Source organism: Mesorhizobium sp. BR115XR7A, assembly GCF_020165315.1.
Lineage (GTDB): Bacteria > Pseudomonadota > Alphaproteobacteria > Rhizobiales > Rhizobiaceae > Mesorhizobium > Mesorhizobium australicum.
Map to the genome: position 1 here is coordinate 58,718 of NZ_JAIUHW010000005.1, position 18,367 is coordinate 77,084.

Consider the following 18,367-nt stretch of genomic DNA (forward strand, 5'->3'; position numbering starts at 1 on the left):
CGCTCCGATGGCTTACAAGCACTATACGAGCTGCTTTCTCTATCCGGTCGGTGGCAAGCCCTACAACGAGGACGATCGGCTGGCTTTCCTCGCCGGCCAGGCGCTGCAGATCATCGTGATCACCGGGTTGGCGGCCGCCTTCGGCCTGCTGCTGGGGCCGGTCGGTGCGGCACTTGCCGCGGCAATCGCATTTCTGGCGTCCGCCACCGCGACGATCGACAAGGCCGCCGGGGAATGGCTCAACCACCGCCTGGTCTGCCTCGACAAGGACAATCCGAAATGCGCCGTCGGCATCGTCTCCTACAATCCGTTCCGCAGCGATCTCGGCGCCTTCGACAACGACCAGTATTTCGACGTCATACTGATGCCGCATCCGACGACAGAAATTCTCAACGCCGAGACCAACGAGGCGGCCTTGGCGGCGGCCAATCGCTACAATGCCGACGGCACCGTCGTGGCGGAATTCGCCGCCAGCGTCGCGGCCCATCCGGCCAACGATATTCTCAATGACGGCTTTCAGGGTCATGAGCTGCTGTTGCCGCGCGACGACCTGAAGACGGATCTGGGCTACGCACCGGCCGACGATCATGCCCGCTGGGGCCTGCACTGCGAGGCCGAGGGCGACTTCTGGATCAAGATGCGCCAATGGGCGCCGGCCATCGTCATCCTGCTGACGGCGGCCCTGGTCGTCACGGTGGCCGCGGCGGCTGCCGGCGCCAGTGCCGGAGCGGCTGTCGGCTGCGCCATAGGATCGTTCTTCCTGGGTGCGCTGGGCTGCGCCATCGGCTCGTTCCTGGGAGGATTGCTCGGAGCGGCCATTGGCGGCGCCATCGGCGGAGCGGCATCCTATTTCGGCGGGGTCAAGCCGGTCCTGCAGGGATTGTTCAACTGGAACCCCGGCAATGTCGAGGACGCCAATGTCGGCGACAAGGCGCTCGGTCCCATCAGGATGGGCGATCATGTCGCCGTCCTCGGCGAACATGTCTATGACGGCTACCACAAGGGCTGGCACGAGTTTCATCCGCTGATGGCGGTGGTCAAATTCGATGCGGCCGCCAGTGTCGACGCGAAACACTATCTGCAGTGGGATCCGGACTTTGCCGACACGGGCACGGTTCCGCCCAAACCGCCGGGCGAGACCACCGACCTGACCGCGCACGATATCCGTGACGGGCTTGGCAGCGCGGCGTTCCGGACGCGCTGCGACAATCTGCGCAGGACCTGGTGCGCCATGCTGAACGAAGCGTTCGATCCCGAGACCAAACGAACACAGCAGGGGCTGGACCAGCGGTGGACCATTCATCCGATGGTCGATGGCTGCATCCCGCAGGAGCAGCCACCAGCCCCGCATATCGGGTGATGCCATCGGCGTCCGACACGCGAAACCGTGATGATGCCCGTCGTCTTTCAATCTTGACTAGTGCATTCATGAATTGGTACTCGGACGCACCCCAGTGCGGGACAACCCGAGGAGTACCCTTATGAAATCCCCCCTTCTTGCCCTTGCCAGCGTAGCCGCGCTTGCAATCAGCCTCGCCGCTGGTCCGGCGACGGCCGAAGATGCCGGCATCGTCGTCTATAACGCCCAGCATGAAAGCCTGGCGAAGGAATGGGCGGAAGGGTTCACCAAGGAAACGGGGATAAAGGTCACCTTGCGCAACGGCGGTGACAGCGACTTCTCCAACCAGATCGTCGCCGAAGGTGCTGCCTCGCCCGCCGACGTGTTCCTGACGGAAAATTCGCCGGCCATGGTGCTGGTCGAAAATGCCGGCCTGTTCGCGCCAGTCGACGCCGATACGCTGGCTCAAGTCCCGCAGGACTATCAGGCCACCAGCGGCAAATGGGTGGGCGTGGCCGCGCGCAGCACCGTGTTTGCCTATAACACCACCAAGCTCAAGGCAGACCAGCTGCCCAAGTCGATGCTCGATCTCGCCGACCCGAGCTGGAAGGGGCGCTGGGCGGCTTCGCCTTCCGGCGCCGATTTCCAGGCCATCGTGAGCGCTTTGCTGCAGCTCAAGGGCGAGCCCGCCACGGCCGACTGGCTGAAGGCGATGAAGGAGAACTTCACCGCCTACAAGGGCAACAGCACCGTGATGAAGGCGGTCAATGCCGGTGAGATCGAAGGCGGCGTGATCTACCACTACTACTACTTTGGCGATCAGGCCAAAACCGGCGAAAACTCCAAGAACGTCGCGCTGCACTATTTCAAGAACCAGGATCCGGGCGCTTTCGTATCGGTTTCCGGCGGCGGCGTGCTGGCCTCGAGCAAGCATCCCAAGGAAGCCCAGGCCTTCCTGAAATGGGTGACCGGCAAGAACGGCCAGGACGTGCTGAAGAACGGAACCTCCTTCGAATACGCGGTCGGCAAGGGCGCGCAGTCCAATCCGAAGCTGGTGCCACTGGCCGACCTGCAGGCGCCGAAGGTCGATGCCACGACGCTGAACTCCAAGAAGGTCACCGATCTGATGACAGCAGCCGGCTTGCTTTAGTTGCCGTTCTTCCTAATAAGGACGTCAGATCGTGCTCCCGCGGGAATTCACCTTTCGCGGGAGCGTTTTGTTTCGAGATGCATTCGTCCATGACGACACGCTTCGTTCCTGACCGCGACCGTGGTCCCATGATTGCCGCTGCCGCGTCGCAACGGTATGGCGCCTGAACTGATGCAATCCGCGGTCGATCTCGCGCATCCCGGCCTGCCGCCCAAGATGCGTCGACGGGCGCAGCGGCGGGCGGCGCCTTGGCTTGTCGCCGCCGCCATATTTGTCTCCCTGCTGGCGCTGCTGCCGCTCGCTTTCATCATCTGGATCGCGGTGCAGACCGGCTGGGGGACGGTCTCGGCACTGGTCTTTCGGCCGCGTGTCGGCGAACTGCTGGTCAACACCGGCCTGCTCGTCCTGCTGGCGGTGCCGATCGCCATCACCTTGTCGGTGACGCTGGCCTGGCTGACGGAACGCAGCGACCTGCCCGGTGCCCGGCTCTGGTCCTGGCTCTGCGTGGCGCCGCTCGCCATCCCCGCTTTCGTGCACTCCTATGCCTGGATCACCCTGGTGCCCGGGCTGCACGGCCTGTGGGCTGGCGTGCTGGTGTCCGTGATCGCCTATTTCCCTTTCCTCTATCTGCCGGTGTCGGCGGCCCTGCGCCGTCTCGATCCCGCTCTCGAGGACGCGGCCGCGGCACTTGGCCATGGACCCTGGCGCGTGTTCTGGCGCGTCGTGCTGCCGCAGCTCAGGCTCGCAATATGCGGCGGCTCGCTGCTGGTCGGGCTGCATCTGCTGGCCGAATATGGCCTCTATGTCTTCATCCGCTTCGACACCTTCACGACCGCGATCGTCGATCAGTTCCAGTCGACCTTCAACGGCCCGGCCGCCAACATGCTGGCCGGCGTGCTGGTGACCTGCTGCTTCGTGCTGCTCGGCCTCGAAGTGCTGGTCCGCGGCGAGGAACGTTATGCCCGTGTCGGCTCGGGTGCCGCGCGATACCAGGAACGAATGAACCTCGGCCGCGCCACCCTGCCCAGCTTGCTGCTGCTCGCCGTCACCACATTGCTGGCGCTTGGCGTTCCGTTCATGACCATCGGGCGCTGGCTCGCCGCCGGCGGCGCCGATGTCTGGCGCTTCGACGAGATCGGCCTGGCACTCGGCCAGACGCTGTTCCTGTCCCTCGCTGGCGCCCTGCTTGCCACTGTCGCGGCCATGCCGATGGCCTGGATCTCTATCCGCGCGCCGGGTCCGTTGCAGCGCTTGCTCGAGGGATGCAATTACATCGTCGGCTCGCTGCCGGGCGTCGTCATCGCGCTGGCACTGGTCACCATCACCGTGCGCATCGCACTGCCGCTCTACCAGACCTTGTTCACTATCCTGGTCGCCTATGCACTGATGTTCCTGCCGCGCGCGCTGGTCAGCCTGCGTGCATCGATCGCGCAAGCGCCGGTCGAGCTCGAACGCGCCGCGTCCAGCCTCGGCCGGCGGCCGCTCAATGCGCTGTGGTCGACGACGATCCGCCTGTCGGCGCCCGGTGCGGCGGCCGGCATGGCCCTGGTGGCGCTCGGCATCATGAACGAACTGACCGCGACCCAGATGCTGGCGCCGAACGGCACCCGCACACTGGCCATGGCGTTCTGGTCCTACAGCAGCGAGATCGATTACGCCTCGGCGGCTCCTTACGCCTTCATCATGGTGGCGATGTCGCTGCCCCTGACCTGGCTGCTCTACGTCCAGTCGAAGCGGATGGCAGGACGATGAGCTTTCTCGAACTCGGTAATCTGCACAAGCACTACGGCCCGGTCGCCGCACTAGCCGGCGTCAACCTGAACGTCGCCAGCGGCAGCCGCACGGCGATCGTGGGACCTTCCGGCTGCGGCAAGACGACCTTGCTGCGGCTGATCGCCGGCTTCGAGGCGCCTGACCAAGGCCGCATCGTACTCGACGGCCAGGAGCTGGCCAATGGCGGCGCCGCTGTCCCGGCGCATCGCCGCGGCATCGGCGTGGTGGCGCAGGACGGCGCCCTGTTCCCGCATCTGACCATCTCGGACAATATCGGCTTCGGCATGGCACGGGACGACGACAGGCGCGCCGAGCGCATCGTCGAACTTGCCTACATCGTGGGACTCGACAAGGCGATCCTCAAACGCCGCCCGCACGAGCTCTCCGGCGGCCAGCAGCAGCGCGTGGCGCTGGCCCGGGCCATGGCGATGAAGCCGCGGCTGATGCTGCTCGACGAGCCGTTCTCGGCACTCGACACCGGCCTGCGCGCCTCGATGCGCAAGGCGGTGGCCGAACTTCTGGAGGCGGCCGGCATCACCACCATCCTGGTGACGCACGACCAGGCCGAGGCACTCTCCTTCGCCAGCCAGGTGGCGGTAATGCGCGATGGGAAATTTTCCCAGGTCGGCACGCCGCGCGAGCTCTATCTCAAGCCGAAGGACAGGATGATCGCCGAGTTCCTCGGCGATGCCATCATCCTGCCGGCGAGCATTTCGGGCGGCTTCGCCAGTTCGCCGCTGGGCCGCATCGCCGTCGACGCGCCGGACAGCCGTGATGTCGCCCGCATCATGCTGCGGCCGGAGCAGATCGGCCTGAAACGCACCTCGCGCGAGGGCATGTCGGGCACATCGGACATGCCGTTCGGCGAGGTAACGGAATCGGAGTTCGCCGGCTCGACATGCACGATCGCGGTGCGGCTCCTGAACAATTCCGATCCGCCCGACGCCGCGGCCATCGGCGGCACGCCGCTGATCCTGCGCAAATCCGGCATGGACGCGCCGGCGGTCGGCGAGATCGTGCGGCTGACCGTATCGGGCAAGGCGCACGTCTTCGCCTGAGCCCGACGATTTTAAGCCCTTGAACCAAAGCGAAGTGGCAAGCTCACGCCGTGATGCGTTCGCCGGTTTCGGCTGAATAGATCGGCCATTGCTCGATAAAATCGCAACCGTGCACCACCACGCACGCGTTGGCGCTGTCGATGAGGATGACGGCGTAGGACGGCGGCGCTTGTTCGACGATCTCGCTCGATCGCTCGAGGGCGAGCTCGAAGCGGGCATGCAGGCCGCGCTGCGCCGAGAACGGGATGCCGGCAACGGTGCCGGCAATGTCGCGATGCACATGGCCGAAGAAGATATGGCGGACGTTGCCATGGCCCCGCAACAAGTCGAGCAACCGCTCGGGCTGCTGAAGCGCCAGCGGATCGAGTTGAGGCAGGCCGAGCGCGACCGGCGGATGATGCAGGAACACGTAGGCGGGCCGGCCGCCCGACCGTTCCAGCCGGGCTTCGAGCCAGGCAAGCCGCCTCTCGCACAGTTCGCCCTCGATGCGCCCTTCCGCCAGGCAGTCGAGAAACAACAGCACTTCGTTGCCGGTATCGTGGACCGACTGCACGAAGCCGTTTTCGTCGACCGGAACGTCGGGAAACGCGGCGATGAGATTTGCCCGCCGGTCATGGTTGCCCGGCAGCAGCCTGTACGGCACCGACAGCGTGGTCAGGGCAGCGCGCAGATCGGCATAGCTCCGCGGCGCACCGGTCTCCGTCAGGTCGCCGGTGAAGACGCAAAGCGCGGCGTCGGCGTGATGCGCATTGATGTGCGCGATGCACTGATCCAGCCGCTGGTGCAGGTCGGCTCCATAGCGGCGCTCACCTTGCCGACCGAGATGCACGTCGGTGACCTGGATGACTTTCATGTACGTCTCTTTGGCGGCGCGCGTGCTGGAAATTAAAGCGCTGGCTCTGGCACCGAAGCCTTGAAGACATCGAGACGGGTCCCTGTCTCCGACGAGAAGAAGTGCATGTCGTCAGGCGAGATCTTCAGCCCGACGGTGCTGCCGGGCTCGGGGTGAACGGGCTCCGAGGTCATCACCGAAAACGGCGCGCCGTCGAGGTCGACATAGATCACCCGCCCCGCGCCCAATTCCTCGACCAAGTCGACAGTCGCATCGAGCGCGCCGGCCGTGCCTGGTCCCACCAGCCGGACCGCTTCCGGCCGGATGCCCATCGCCACTTTCGTGCCGACCGGCAGGCCGGCGCGAGCCATCGCCAGGCGCCGGCTGCCGCCGAGCAGCGACAATCCGTCGAGTTCGGCGGTGCCTTCGAGGATGTTCATGGCAGGCGCGCCGACGAAGGTGGCGACGAAGCGGCTGGCCGGGCGGGTGTAGATTTCACCTGGCGTGCCGACCTGTTCGACCCGTCCCCCATTCATCACCACCAGCCGGTCGGCCAATGTCATGGCCTCGACCTGGTCGTGGGTGACGAAGACGGAGGTGGCATTCAGCCGGCGATGCAGCTTGCGGATCTCCGAGCGCATCTGCACGCGCAGCTTGGCGTCGAGATTGGACAGAGGCTCGTCGAACAGGAACACCTTCGGCTCGCGGATCATGGCGCGGCCCATGGCGACGCGCTGCCTCTGGCCACCCGAAAGCGCCATCGGCTTGCGGTCGAGCAGTTGCTCGAGTTCCAGTGTGCGGGCCACCGCCTGGATGCGCTGGTTGCGCTCGGCCGAGGGAACACCGGCGACTTTCAGCGAATAGCCGATGTTCTGGGCCACGCTCATATGCGGATAAAGCGCGTAATTCTGGAACACCATGGCGCAGCCGCGCTCGCGCGGCTCGAGCTTGTTGACCACCGTGCCGTCGATGGCGATCGTGCCGTCGGAAATTTCTTCCAGCCCCGCGATCATCCTGAGCAGCGTGGACTTGCCGCAGCCGGACGGCCCGAGGATGACGACGAATTCGCCCGAGGCAAAGTCGAGATCCACGCCGTGCACGACCTGCGTCTTGGCATAGTTCTTCTTGACGCCGCGTATTGCGATGGAGGCCATTTTTTGTCTCCTTATTACTTCTCGGTGGCGATCAGGCCGCGCACGAACCAGCGCTGCATCAGCACCACGACGATCATCGGCGGCAGCATAATGATGAGAGTACCGGCCATGGCGATATGCCACTCCGGAGTGCCGCCGACATTGGGGATGAGCTGCTTGAGCTCGGTCACCGCCATCGCATGCGACTGGTCGGTGGTGATGAGCAGCGGCCATAGATACTGGTTCCATGCCCACAGGAACATGATGGTCCCGAGCGCCGCCATGTTGTTGCGCGACAGCGGCAACAGGATATCGATGAAGAAGCGCAGTGGCCCGGCGCCATCCATGCGTGCGGCTTCCGTCAATTCGTCCGGCACGGTCAGGAAGAATTGGCGATAAAGGAACGTCCCGGTCGCCGTGGCGACCAGCGGCAGAATTAGGCCGGGATAGGAGTTGAGCAGCCCAACGCTGAGCTGGACCTGCACGCCCGAAACCGTTTCGATCAGCCAGCTCAGGCCGGTCACGTCCAGGATAGCCTGATACGGCTCGAGCACGTTGGCGACCACTGCGTAGGTCGGCACGATGCGCACTTCAAGCGGCAGCATCAGAGTGATGAAGATCAGCCAGAAGATCAGCGTGCGGCCGGGAAATCGGAAGTAGACGATCGCGAAGGCGGTCAGCGCCGAGACGATCACTTTGCCTGCGGCAACGCCGGTCGCAACGATGAAGCTGTTCAGCAGCTTGGGACCAAGGTCGGCCGTCACCCAGGCGGTCTTGATGTTGATCCAGAAATCGCTGCCCGGCAGCAGCGACATCGGCACGTCGTTGACATCCCTGAGATTATGCGAGGCGGCGATCGCCACGATGGCGAACGGCGCCACGCAGAAAACGAAGCCGACGAACAAGATCAGGTGCGTGAAAAAATTGAGGAACGGGGTGCGCTCGACCATATCAGTCTCACCTGTAATGGACGCGCCGCTCGATGAAGCGGAACTGGAAAATGGTCAGCACGATGATGAGCAGCATCAGGATGATGCTCTGCGCGGCGGCACCGGAGTAATCGAGGCCTTTGAAGCCGTCGGAGTAGATCTTGTAGACCATCAGATTGGTGGCATTCGCCGGCCCACCGGACGTCATGATGTCGACGATGCCGAAGGAATCCTGGAAGCTTTCCGTGATGTTGATGACAAGCAGGAAGAAGATGGTCGGGGTGATCAGCGGAAACTGGATGTCCCAGAAGCGCCTCATGACACCAGAGCCGTCCATCGCGGCGGCTTCGATCAGGGAACGCGGGATCGCCTGGAACGCGGCGAGGAAGAAGATGAAGTTGTAGCCGACATACTTCCAGGAAAAGGCGATGATGATCGAAGCCATGGCGTCGGCGCCGTCCAGGCCGGGATCCCAGAAGCCGGGCCAGACCTGGTTGACGACGGCCATGAAGCCGGCTTCCGGCGCCAGGATGAAGCGGAATGCCAGCGCCAGGGCGGGCGCGGCGATGCCATAGGGCCAGATCAGCACCACGCGATACAGCCATGAGCCGGCTAGCTGGCGGTCGGTGAGCGCGGCGAGCACGAGCGCGACGAACATCGCAAGCCCGGTGCTGATGCCGGCAAAGACAAGGCTGGCGGTGATCGAGTTCCAGTAATCGGCGTTGGCCAGGATCGAGCGGAAATTGTCGAGACCGACCCAGATGTTGCCGCCGCCCCAGGGCTGCTGCAGCGTCAGCGACCAGTATACGGCCTGGCCGGCAGGCCAGTAGAAGAAGGTGAAGATCAGCAGGAGCTGCGGCACCGCGAAAAGAATGCCGACTGTCCAACTGCCGAAAGTGACGCGTTTTTCCATCGGTCCGCCGTTGCCGCAGGGTGGTCAGCTTAAAGCAAGCGAGAGATTAATAACGAAATGCCCGCCCGTCGACCCAGGCATGATCCCGAAAACTGGAAACCGGTCTTCGGGATCATGCTCAAATGGGTCGGCGGGCGGTCTGGGAAATCCCTGGATCAGGGCAGGGTCTTGCCTGGATATGTCTGCTGGAAGCGGTCGAGGATGGCGTCGCCGTTCTTGACCAGCGTGTCGAGACCTTCCTGCACGGTGACCTTGTTGGCGAAGATCGCCTGCATCTGGGTGCCGAACTCGGCGCGGATCTGGGTGAAATTGCCCAGGCGGATGCCGCGGGTGATTTCGGTCGGCTCGGAGGCGGTCAGGCTGGCGATCGCGACTTCGCGGCCCTTGTAAGGCGCCTTCTCGTAAAAGCCCTGGCCCTTCATGTAGTCGAAGCCCGACTTGGTCACCGGGATGTAACCGGTGTTGGTCGACCAGAACAGGGCGGTCTTCGGATCGTGGATGAAGTTGAGGAACGCGGCCGCGCCCTTGTATTCAGCATCCGACTTGCCGGAGAGAACCCACAGCGATGCGCCGCCGACGAGCGAGTTCTTGCGCTCCGTGCCGGCATAGACGGGCAGTTCGGCGACGTCCCAGTTCATGCCTTCCTTCTGCGTACGGCCAACCGTGCCGTGATCGCCGACCGAGGTCAGGATGACCTGGCAGGTGCCGGTGGCAAAGGCCTGGACCATATCCTGGCCGAGATCCTTCGACTTGATCTTGATCAGGCCGGCATCATACCACTTCTTGAGGTCGGTGACGTACTGCACGAACTTGGTCTTGTTGACTTCGAGGCGGGCGTCGAGGCCGTCATAGCCATTGTTCTTGGTAGCGATCGGCTGGTTGTGAATGGCGGAGAACTGCTCCATCAGCTGCCAGCTTTCATTGGCCGAGATGTTGATCGCCATCGGGCATTCATAGCCGGCGTCCTTCATTGCCTTGAGGTCGGCGCCGACGTCTTCCCAGGTCTTCGGCGCTTCGGTCTTGCCGATCTTGGCGAAGGCGTCCTTGTTCCAGTACATCAACGCCGTAGACGAGTTGAACGGGAAGGACAGCATCTCGCCTTTCGAGGTGGCGTAATAGCGGGCGATGCCTGGGAAATAATCGGCGTAGTCGATCTTGTAGCCATTTTCTTCCATGAGCTTGTCGGCGGGCTTGTAGGCACCCGACAGCATCATGGTGGCGGTGCCGACGTCATAGACCTGAACGACGGTGGGCTGCTTGCCGGCGCGGAAGGCGGCAATGGTGTTCTGCAAGGTGGCGTCGTAATTGCCCTGGCTGGTGCAGACGACTTCATAGTCCTTCTGCGAGGCGTTGAAGTTCTTGCACAGCGTGTCCACGACCCGGGCGAGATCGCCCGAAAGACCGAACCAGAAATCGAATTTTACCGGTTCCGCGAAGGCAGGCATCGCCAGCGCGGAGCTGAGCACGCCAGCGGCAAGGGCAGCAAAGCCCCGCTTGATGATCGTCATGATTTCTTCCCTCTTGAATGACTGTTGACAAGGGTCTTGCGCAAGTCCTTGCCCGCTCTCTTAGAGAAGGTATGTGACAGTTCTGTTGTGGCCTCCCGGGCCTGTGCACAGCTGGTCTTTCCTCCCCTCCGGCGGCTACAGCGGCATGAAAACGTCACACCGGCGCCTTAGGTAGCTAGGGCGACTTCCAAGGACGTAAAGGCCGTTATTGTTATCCGGCTAAAAGGGATGATGAAATGCTGGTGAAGCAGCTGGCGCACGTGCCCATCACCGACAGGCAGGCGATGCGCGAAGGCCCGCGCGATAGCGCCACCCATTTGCGGCATGCAGCCGCCATTCCGGCTCTTGGCCAGATCGAAATCGGCGGCAAGGCGTCGCGCGCGAACGTCGGCGAGGCCTTGAAGGTGGTGGCCTGGAACGTCGAGCGGCTCCGTCATGTCGATGCCATTGCACGAACGCTTGCCGGGCAGGCCCCCGAAATCGTGCTGTTGTCCGAGGTGGACAAGGGCATGGCACGCTCCGGCAACGGCCATCCGCTCAGCGTGCTTGCCGACCGGCTCGGCCATGCCTTCGCCTATAGTGTCGAGTTCGTCGAACTCGCTGGCGGCAACGAGGCCGAGCGCATGGCAACCGGTGAAGCCGCCAACGCGGAAGGCTTTCACGGCAATGCCGTGACCAGTGGCATGCCGCTGCTGCGACCCTTCCTGGTGCGCCTGGACGCCGCCGGCGGCTGGTTTCGGCCGGAGCGCGGCCAACCCCGCATCGGCGGACGCATGGCGATCGGCGGCCAGGTGCGCATCGGCGACCGCAGGATGACGGTCGTCTCGGTGCACCTTGAAAACCGAACCGATCCGGCTGGCAGGGCCGCTCAGACACGCAAACTCCTCGATGCAATCGACAACTATGATCCGCAAGCGCCAGTACTGCTCGGCGGCGATTTCAACACGCTGACGGCAAGCCACGAGGAGCGCCATGACGACCCACGGGCGTGGATGGCTCGGGTCATGGCCGAACCGGACCGGCTGATCCATGCCGAGCGTCACGAGCCGCTGTTCGCGGCCCTTGCCGAGCGCGGCTATGATTGGCAGGCCGCCAACAATTTGGACCTGCCCACCCAGCGTCGGCCCGCCGGCACCCCGGTTGGCCGAATCGACTGGTTCTTCACGCGCGGCCTCGCGGCCAGCGCGCCGGCGGTTCTTCCGGCGGTGTTGCCGGATGGCAGCCCAAGCTCGGATCATGACGCCCTGACAGTGACCGTCCGCCTGAAATAACCGTCGTCTTCAATCGATGCGGCTGACCTGGCCTGTGCTCTTGCGGTCAGCTTGCGCCGCAAAAGCACGCTATGGTTGCAGGCGGCTTTATCGATCCTTCAACAGCCAAGCATTAATCAGTCATATTTCTTTCTTTATTTCCTGCGGGCCAGGGGGAATAAGATGCTGACGGTCTATAACTGCATCGTGAACCAGCACGATCTGAGGCTGGTTGCACTGGCAGCGCTGATTTGTGGAATTTCCTGTTTTTCAGCCGTCAATCTTCTTCATCACATAGGTCGCTCGACGGATCGAAATCGGCTTGCCTGGCTGACGATCGCCTCCACCTCGACCGGTTTCGGCATCTGGGCAACGCACTTCATCGCCATGCTTGCCTTCACGCCGGGAATCCCCAACGCCTATGATCCCGGACTTTCAGTACTCTCGCTCGCTGGCGCGGTGGCGGTTACGGCGGCCGGCATGTGGGTCGCCACCTTGCGCGACGAGCTTGACTACCATCTGGTCGGCGGCGCCGTTCTGGGCGGCGGTATTGCCGCCATGCACTACATCGGCATGGCGGCATTCGAGGTCGAGGGCCGGATCGAATGGAACCTGCTCCTCGTCGCCGTCTCCTTGCTGGCCGGCGTGACGCTCGCGGCGCTGGCTTTGCGCGTCGTCCTGCGCGGCTCGTCGCTGCCTGCGACGCTTGCCGGTGCGGTCTTGCTGACGCTGGCAATCTGCGGCCTGCACTTCATCGCCATGGCTGCCGTCTCGATCTTCCCGGATTCCTCGATCGCCATATCCCAACACACCGTCGCACCGACCTCGCAGGCCTTCGCCGCCGCTGCGGCCACTCTGGTGATCCTGGTGCTTTCGGCCACCGCGCTGTGGATCGACCTTCGCTTCCGCCGCCAAAAGCTTGAGGTCGACCGCATGCACGGCTTAGCCAACGCCGCGGTGGAAGGCCTGATCGTCTGCGATGGCAATCGCATCGTCAGTGTCAACGACAGCATGGCCAGGCTGACCGGCATGGTCGCCACGACACTGAACGGAAGGGAACTTGGCGACCTCTTCGATGAGCGCACCGCATCCGACCTGATCAACTTCCAGGGACAGCCGTGGGAGGCGGAACTAAGCAATCGCGACGGGATGAGAATTCCCGTCGAACTGATCGCCAGAAGCATCGACTATTGCGGCAAGCCTCACAATGTCGTCGCCGTCCGCGACATTCGCGAACGCAAGAAGGCGGAACAGGAAATCCTTCGCCTCGCTCATTTCGATCCGCTGACGGGGCTCGCCAACCGCCGTAGCTTTTCCAGCCGGCTTGATACCGAAATCGCCGCCACGAGCCGAGACGCAAAAGCCGGCAAGGGCGCGAGGGGCGGGCATCTTGCGCTTCTTCTGCTCGACCTCGACCGGTTCAAGGAGGTGAACGATCTTTATGGGCATGGCGCCGGCGACGCGATGCTTCAGAAGGTGGCGAACTGTGTCTCCGGCGTTCTTCGCCACGGACAGATGCTGGCGCGCCTGGGCGGCGACGAATTCGCCATCATCGCCCCCAACCTGCCCGACCCGCAGGCGGCGAGCCGGATAGCCGACGCGGTGCTCGCCGCGATGCGCGAGGAGAACCGGCTCGCGGCGGGTGGCGGGCTGGTATCGGGGAGCATCGGCATCGCGCTCTATCCGCTGGACGCGGAAGACCAGGCCAGCCTCATCAGCCATGCGGATACCGCGCTCTATCGCGCCAAGACCGAAGGCAGGGACACCTATCGCTATTTCGAGGCGTCGATGGGCGCCGAGGCTCGCGACAAGCGCGTCATGGAGCACGAACTGCGCCAGGCAGTAGCGCGCGACGAATTCTATCTCGTCTACCAGCCGCAGAAAGAGATCAGCAGCGGCAAAATGGTCGGCTTCGAAGCCTTGATCCGTTGGCGGCATCCCGAACGCGGCGATGTTCCCCCGTCCATATTCATTCCGCTGGCGGAGGACAGCGGCGCCATAGGCCAGATCGGAGATTGGGTGCTGACGGCAGCGTGCCGGGAGGCCGCCAGTTGGGAAAATCCACTGACGGTGGCCGTCAACGTCTCCGCGGTGCAGTTGCACAATCCGAACTTCAGCCGAAAGGTGCACGAGACCTTGCTCAAGTCCGGTCTCGCGGCAGCCAGGCTGGAACTCGAAATCACCGAGACGGCGCTGGTGAAGGACATGCCGCGCGCGCTGGCGAGTTTGCGACAGGTCAAGGCGCTTGGCGTGCGCGTGGCCATGGATGATTTCGGAACCGGCTATTCCTCCCTCTCCAACCTTCGCGCCTTCCCTTTCGACAAGATCAAGATCGACGGTTCCTTCATCAAGTCCGTCGACACCAACGGCCAGGTTGCGGCGATCGTGCGCGCCGTGCTCGGGCTGGGGCGCGGCCTGGGTCTGCCGGTGCTGGCGGAGGGCGTCGAGACGCTCGGCGAGTTGAAGTTTCTCGACGCCGAGGCCTGCGAGATCGGCCAGGGCTATTATCTCGGCAAGCCGGCGCCGATCGAGGCGTTCGGAGACCTGACCGGCCACGGCAAGCGTGTTCGGGCGCGAGGCGCCGACCGCCAGGATGGCAGCCTCGTATTGCTCAAGCCGAGCGTACGCTCGGCCTAGAGCTCTTTGTTTTTACGCAATTCCGGACGGAGAACCGTTACACACTATCCTGGAGGTGCTCTGGCTCACGACCCGAGCGCCGTCTCGACCAGCCGCTTTGCATCGGGGCCCGCCCATTCGGCTGGACCGTTCATGTGGGCGATCAGGCAGCCTTCGCCGTCGATCAGCATGGTGACGGGCAGGCCGAGCGCCAGACCGCGCGTCTTGAGGTCGTTGAACAGTGTCATCGTCGAATCGCGGTAGTAGCCGAGCGTGTGCACACCGGTATCGGCGAGAAACTTCTTCGGTTTCACGTCGTCGCCGGCATCGACGTTGACGGCGACGACCTGAAAGGCGTCGCTGCCTTTCTCCTTTTGCAGCGCATCGAGCGCCGGCATTTCGGCACGGCAGGGCGCGCACCATGTGGCCCAGAGATTGAGCAGCACGGTCTTGCCGGCATGATCGGCGATCGTCATCGGCTTGCCGTCCGGACCGTGGAAGGCGAGGCTCCTCATCGACTGCGGCGGATCGGCCGGCAAAAGTGCCGCGACCTCGCCGGTGGCCGCGGCCGCGACCTTCTTGGCGCGATCGCTCTTGGCGGCGCAGGCGACATCGTCCTTGCTGTCGCCGGCGGCTGCTTGGGGCGCGGCGTTGTTGCCAGACCGGCTCTCGCTGACATATACCGCGACCGCGCCGGCCAGCGCTCCCGCCACCAGGGCGGCGAGGATCAGGCGCCGGGCCGGGAAAAATCTGTTTCCGTCTGCCATATTCTCAAACTGCTCCGAAGCACGGGTTATAGCCATGAGCGACAAGAAGACCAGCAACCAGATGTGGGGCGGACGATTTGCCTCGGGTCCGGCCGCGATCATGGAAGCGATCAACGCGTCGATCTCGTTCGACCGCAAACTCTACGGGCAGGACATAAGAGGCTCGATCGCTCATAGCGAGATGCTGGCGCAAACGGGCATTATTTCGGCGGCCGATCAAGAAAAAATCGCTCACGGTCTGAACACGATCCTGAAAGAGATCGAGGGCGGCGGCTTCGAGTTTTCGACGCGGCTGGAAGACATCCACATGAACATAGAGGCCCGCCTTGCCGATCTCATCGGTCCGGCGGCCGGCCGGCTGCACACCGCCCGTTCGCGCAACGACCAGGTGGCCGTCGATCTGAGGCTCTGGGTCAAGGACGAATGCTTTCGTGTCGCCGAGGCGTTGAAAGGCTTGATCATGGCCCTCCTGGCGCGAGCCGAGGAACATGCGGCGACCGTCATGCCGGGTTTCACCCACATGCAGGCGGCGCAGCCGGTCACTTTCGGCCATCATTGCATGGCCTATGTCGAGATGTTTTCGCGCGACCTGTCGCGCGTGCGCGACGCCATCGAACGGATGGACGAGAGCCCGCTCGGTGCCGCCGCCCTTGCCGGCACCAGCTTCCCGATCGACCGTCACCAGACCGCGAGCGCGCTCGGCTTTCGCGAGCCGATGCGCAATTCGCTGGACAGCGTCTCCGACCGCGATTTCGCGCTGGAATTCCTTGCCATGGCGGCGATCTGCGCCACCCACCTGTCGCGGCTGGCCGAGGAGATCATCATCTGGTCGACGCCACAATTCGGCTTCATCAGGCTGTCGGATAGTTTTTCCACCGGCTCCTCGATCATGCCGCAGAAGAAGAACCCCGACGCGGCCGAACTGGTTCGCGGCAAGACAGGCCGCGTCAACGGCCATCTGGTCGGCCTGCTGACGGTGATGAAGGGCATGCCTTTGACCTACGGCAAGGACATGCAGGAAGACAAGGAATCGGTGTTCGACGCGGCCGAGACGCTCGACCTGATGCTGGCCGCGATGACCGGCATGGTTGCGGACATGACGGTCAATGCCGCCGCGATGAAGAAGGCCGCCGGCTCCGGCCACGCCACCGCCACCGACCTCGCCGACTGGCTGGTGCGTACCTTGGGCCTGCCGTTCCGCGAGGCCCATCATGTCACCGGCCGCGCGGTGGCGCTGGCCGAAGACAAGAAGGTCAGCCTGGAAAAGCTTTCGCTGGAGGATCTGCAATCGATCAACCCAGGCATCACGTCCGACATATTCTCGGTGCTGGCGGTGCAGAACTCGGTCAAGAGCCGCACCAGCTTCGGCGGCACCGCACCGTCGGAAGTGAGAAAGCAGATCCGCTATTGGAAAAAGCGTCTCGCCAAGGCGTAATGCCGGATATCGCGATCAGCAATATCCGGGGTGCAATGCACCGAGAACTCGGCTAAAAGCAGCGGCGGACAGAGAGTTTCGGACGGATGGATCGATGACCGGAAGCAGGATTTTGGTGACGCTGACGCTGCTTGCGGCGCTTGCCTTCGTGACCGCCTGCGGCCGCAAGGCGGGCCTGGACACGCCCTATGAGGCGGCTGTCCAGGCACGCAAGGATGCCGAGAAGGCCCACCAGTCCGTGCCGCCGGAACCGGAAAAACCGGTCGTGGACAAGAAGTTCATTCTCGACCCGCTGATCTAGCTCCGATGAAGGCGGGATTGGTCTTTCCAAACCCGATCGCATCGTGCCTCAACTTCCGGAACCACTCTCGTGAACCATTTCGACTACCGCGACGGCGTGCTGCATGCCGAGGACGTGGCGATCCCTGACATCGCCGCACAGGTCGGCACGCCGTTCTACTGCTATTCGACGGCGACCCTGACCAGGCACTACCGCGTCTTCGTCCAGGCCTTTGCCGGGCTCGACACACTGGTCTGCTACGCGATGAAGGCCAATTCCAACCAGGCGGTGCTGAGGACCTTGGCCAAGCTCGGCGCCGGTGCCGACGTGGTCTCGGAAGGCGAATTGCGCCGGGCGCTGGCCGCCGGCGTTCCGGCCGGCAGGATCCTGTTCTCGGGCGTCGGCAAGACCGCCCGCGAAATGGACTTTGCGCTCCAAGCCGGCATTCTCTGCTTCAACGTCGAATCCGAGCCGGAACTCGAGCTGTTGTCGGCACGTGCCGTGGCGCTCGGCAAGGTGGCGCCGATCTCGCTGCGCATCAATCCCGATGTCGACGCCAAGACCCACAAGAAAATCTCAACCGGCAAGGCTGAAAACAAGTTCGGCATTCCCTGGCAGCGGGCGCGCCAGGTCTATGCCCGCGCGGCAACGCTTCCGGGCATTAAGGTCACCGGCATCGATACCCATATCGGCAGCCAGATCACCGAGTTGCAGCCCTTCGACGACGCCTTCGCCCTGCTGGTCGACCTGGTCGGAGCGCTGCGCGGCGACGGCCACGCCATCGAGCATGTCGATCTCGGCGGCGGTCTCGGCATCCCCTACCGCGTCGACAACAACCCGCCCCCCTTGCCCGACGCCTACGCCCAGATCGTCCGCAAGCATGTCACCAAATTGGGTCTCAAGGTGATGTTCGAGCCGGGCCGGCTGATCGTTGGCAATGCCGGCATCCTGGTCTCGGAAGTGATTTTCGTGAAGGAAGGCGACGCCAAGAATTTCCTCGTTGTCGACGCTGCCATGAATGACCTGATCCGGCCGACGCTCTACGATGCCTTCCACGAGATCAGGCCGGTCGTGCAGCCGCCGGCCGACGCGCCGCGCATGATGGTCGACGTGGTCGGCCAGGTCTGCGAGACCGGCGATTATCTCGGCCTCGACCGCGACCTGCCCCGGCTGATGGCGGGCGATCTCGTCGCCGTTTCCACCGCCGGCGCCTATGGCGCGGTCCAGGCCGGCACCTACAACACTCGCCTGCTGGTGCCGGAGGTGCTGGTCGACGGCGACCGTTTCCATGTCGTGCGTCCGCGCCCGACCTATGACGAGCTGATCGGGCTGGATTCGGTGCCGGACTGGCTTGCGTAAGCCGCCCTGCCGCGACGCTATAACC

The 18,367-nt window shown here is 63.8% G+C and carries 15 protein-coding genes; 9 read left to right on the forward strand and 6 right to left on the reverse strand.

The features are described from left to right. Window positions 1–7: 7 nt before the first annotated feature. The 4 genes from LB557_RS12020 (at window position 8) to LB557_RS12035 (ending at window position 5,320) form a co-directional block, all read left to right on the forward strand. Entirely contained in the window at window positions 8–1,360 is a 1,353-nt protein-coding gene (locus tag LB557_RS12020) for a hypothetical protein (RefSeq protein WP_224642091.1), read from the forward strand. A gap of 121 nt (window positions 1,361–1,481) precedes the next feature. Beyond that, window positions 1,482–2,489, forward strand: coding sequence for an iron ABC transporter substrate-binding protein (locus LB557_RS12025; protein WP_140787722.1), 1,008 nt, complete (start codon window positions 1,482–1,484; stop codon window positions 2,487–2,489). Window positions 2,490–2,660: 171 nt separating this feature from the next. Next, the gene (locus LB557_RS12030) at window positions 2,661–4,241 is read left to right on the forward strand and encodes an ABC transporter permease (RefSeq protein WP_224642093.1); all 1,581 of its coding nucleotides are present in this window, start codon (window positions 2,661–2,663) and stop codon (window positions 4,239–4,241) included. Then, window positions 4,238–5,320, forward strand: a complete 1,083-nt coding sequence (locus tag LB557_RS12035) for an ABC transporter ATP-binding protein (RefSeq protein WP_140662822.1) — start codon at window positions 4,238–4,240, stop codon at window positions 5,318–5,320. The genes LB557_RS12030 and LB557_RS12035 overlap by 4 nt, the downstream gene beginning before the upstream one ends. Window positions 5,321–5,363: 43 nt before the next feature. Here the strand turns inward: LB557_RS12035 and LB557_RS12040 are convergent, their stop codons facing one another. The 5 genes from LB557_RS12040 to LB557_RS12060 form a co-directional block, all read right to left on the reverse strand. Beyond that, the gene (locus LB557_RS12040) at window positions 5,364–6,173 is read right to left on the reverse strand and encodes a phosphodiesterase (RefSeq protein WP_224642096.1); all 810 of its coding nucleotides are present in this window, start codon (window positions 6,171–6,173) and stop codon (window positions 5,364–5,366) included. Window positions 6,174–6,205: 32 nt separating this feature from the next. Further along, entirely contained in the window at window positions 6,206–7,306 is a 1,101-nt protein-coding gene (locus tag LB557_RS12045; RefSeq protein ID WP_140720246.1) for a sn-glycerol-3-phosphate import ATP-binding protein UgpC, read from the reverse strand. Between the two features lie 14 nt (window positions 7,307–7,320). Then, window positions 7,321–8,235, reverse strand: a complete 915-nt coding sequence (locus LB557_RS12050) for an ABC transporter permease subunit (RefSeq protein ID WP_140712884.1) — start codon at window positions 8,233–8,235, stop codon at window positions 7,321–7,323. A 7-nt stretch (window positions 8,236–8,242) separates the two neighbouring features. Further along, window positions 8,243–9,127 (reverse strand): carbohydrate ABC transporter permease, encoded by an 885-nt coding sequence (locus LB557_RS12055; RefSeq protein WP_140787713.1) that lies wholly within the window; start codon window positions 9,125–9,127, stop codon window positions 8,243–8,245. Window positions 9,128–9,282: 155 nt separating this feature from the next. Beyond that, window positions 9,283–10,635, reverse strand: coding sequence for an extracellular solute-binding protein (locus tag LB557_RS12060; RefSeq protein ID WP_224642098.1), 1,353 nt, complete (start codon window positions 10,633–10,635; stop codon window positions 9,283–9,285). Window positions 10,636–10,871: 236 nt separating this feature from the next. Between LB557_RS12060 and LB557_RS12065 the strand changes: the two genes are divergently transcribed. Further along, entirely contained in the window at window positions 10,872–11,906 is a 1,035-nt protein-coding gene (locus tag LB557_RS12065) for an endonuclease/exonuclease/phosphatase family protein (RefSeq protein ID WP_224642100.1), read from the forward strand. A gap of 162 nt (window positions 11,907–12,068) precedes the next feature. Beyond that, complete coding sequence (locus LB557_RS12070; RefSeq protein WP_224642102.1) at window positions 12,069–14,522, forward strand: EAL domain-containing protein; 2,454 nt, start codon at window positions 12,069–12,071, stop codon at window positions 14,520–14,522. A gap of 65 nt (window positions 14,523–14,587) precedes the next feature. Here the strand turns inward: LB557_RS12070 and tlpA are convergent, their stop codons facing one another. Next, a complete protein-coding gene (gene tlpA / locus LB557_RS12075; protein WP_140616834.1) occupies window positions 14,588–15,268 on the reverse strand; it encodes a thiol:disulfide interchange protein TlpA in 681 nt (226 codons plus the stop codon). A gap of 34 nt (window positions 15,269–15,302) precedes the next feature. On the opposite strand from tlpA, the gene argH reads away from it, so the two are divergent. The 3 genes from argH to lysA all read left to right on the forward strand — a co-directional run bounded on the left by argH (window position 15,303) and on the right by lysA (window position 18,342). Then, on the forward strand, window positions 15,303–16,703 hold the full coding sequence (argH, locus tag LB557_RS12080) for an argininosuccinate lyase (protein ID WP_224642104.1): 1,401 nt from the start codon (window positions 15,303–15,305) through the stop codon (window positions 16,701–16,703). A 94-nt stretch (window positions 16,704–16,797) separates the two neighbouring features. Continuing rightward, window positions 16,798–17,004: a lipoprotein gene (locus LB557_RS12085; protein WP_140787705.1), complete on the forward strand. Its 207-nt coding sequence runs from the start codon at window positions 16,798–16,800 to the stop codon at window positions 17,002–17,004. A gap of 69 nt (window positions 17,005–17,073) precedes the next feature. Beyond that, complete coding sequence (lysA, locus tag LB557_RS12090) at window positions 17,074–18,342, forward strand: diaminopimelate decarboxylase (protein WP_224642106.1); 1,269 nt, start codon at window positions 17,074–17,076, stop codon at window positions 18,340–18,342. Window positions 18,343–18,367: the final 25 nt, after the last annotated feature.

What these genes read in the sequence shown, in the direction of transcription:
- LB557_RS12020 (WP_224642091.1), top strand. Translation starts at nt 8, where the DNA reads ATGGCTTACAAGCACTATACGAGCTGCTTTCTCTATCCGGTCGGTGGC.
- LB557_RS12025 (WP_140787722.1), top strand. Translation starts at nt 1,482, where the DNA reads ATGAAATCCCCCCTTCTTGCCCTTGCCAGCGTAGCCGCGCTTGCAATC.
- LB557_RS12030 (WP_224642093.1), top strand. Translation starts at nt 2,661, where the DNA reads ATGCAATCCGCGGTCGATCTCGCGCATCCCGGCCTGCCGCCCAAGATG.
- LB557_RS12035 (WP_140662822.1), top strand. Translation starts at nt 4,238, where the DNA reads ATGAGCTTTCTCGAACTCGGTAATCTGCACAAGCACTACGGCCCGGTC.
- LB557_RS12040 (WP_224642096.1), bottom strand. Translation starts at nt 6,173, where the DNA reads ATGAAAGTCATCCAGGTCACCGACGTGCATCTCGGTCGGCAAGGTGAG.
- LB557_RS12045 (WP_140720246.1), bottom strand. Translation starts at nt 7,306, where the DNA reads ATGGCCTCCATCGCAATACGCGGCGTCAAGAAGAACTATGCCAAGACG.
- LB557_RS12050 (WP_140712884.1), bottom strand. Translation starts at nt 8,235, where the DNA reads ATGGTCGAGCGCACCCCGTTCCTCAATTTTTTCACGCACCTGATCTTG.
- LB557_RS12055 (WP_140787713.1), bottom strand. Translation starts at nt 9,127, where the DNA reads ATGGAAAAACGCGTCACTTTCGGCAGTTGGACAGTCGGCATTCTTTTC.
- LB557_RS12060 (WP_224642098.1), bottom strand. Translation starts at nt 10,635, where the DNA reads ATGACGATCATCAAGCGGGGCTTTGCTGCCCTTGCCGCTGGCGTGCTC.
- LB557_RS12065 (WP_224642100.1), top strand. Translation starts at nt 10,872, where the DNA reads ATGCTGGTGAAGCAGCTGGCGCACGTGCCCATCACCGACAGGCAGGCG.
- LB557_RS12070 (WP_224642102.1), top strand. Translation starts at nt 12,069, where the DNA reads ATGCTGACGGTCTATAACTGCATCGTGAACCAGCACGATCTGAGGCTG.
- tlpA (WP_140616834.1), bottom strand. Translation starts at nt 15,268, where the DNA reads ATGGCAGACGGAAACAGATTTTTCCCGGCCCGGCGCCTGATCCTCGCC.
- argH (WP_224642104.1), top strand. Translation starts at nt 15,303, where the DNA reads ATGAGCGACAAGAAGACCAGCAACCAGATGTGGGGCGGACGATTTGCC.
- LB557_RS12085 (WP_140787705.1), top strand. Translation starts at nt 16,798, where the DNA reads ATGACCGGAAGCAGGATTTTGGTGACGCTGACGCTGCTTGCGGCGCTT.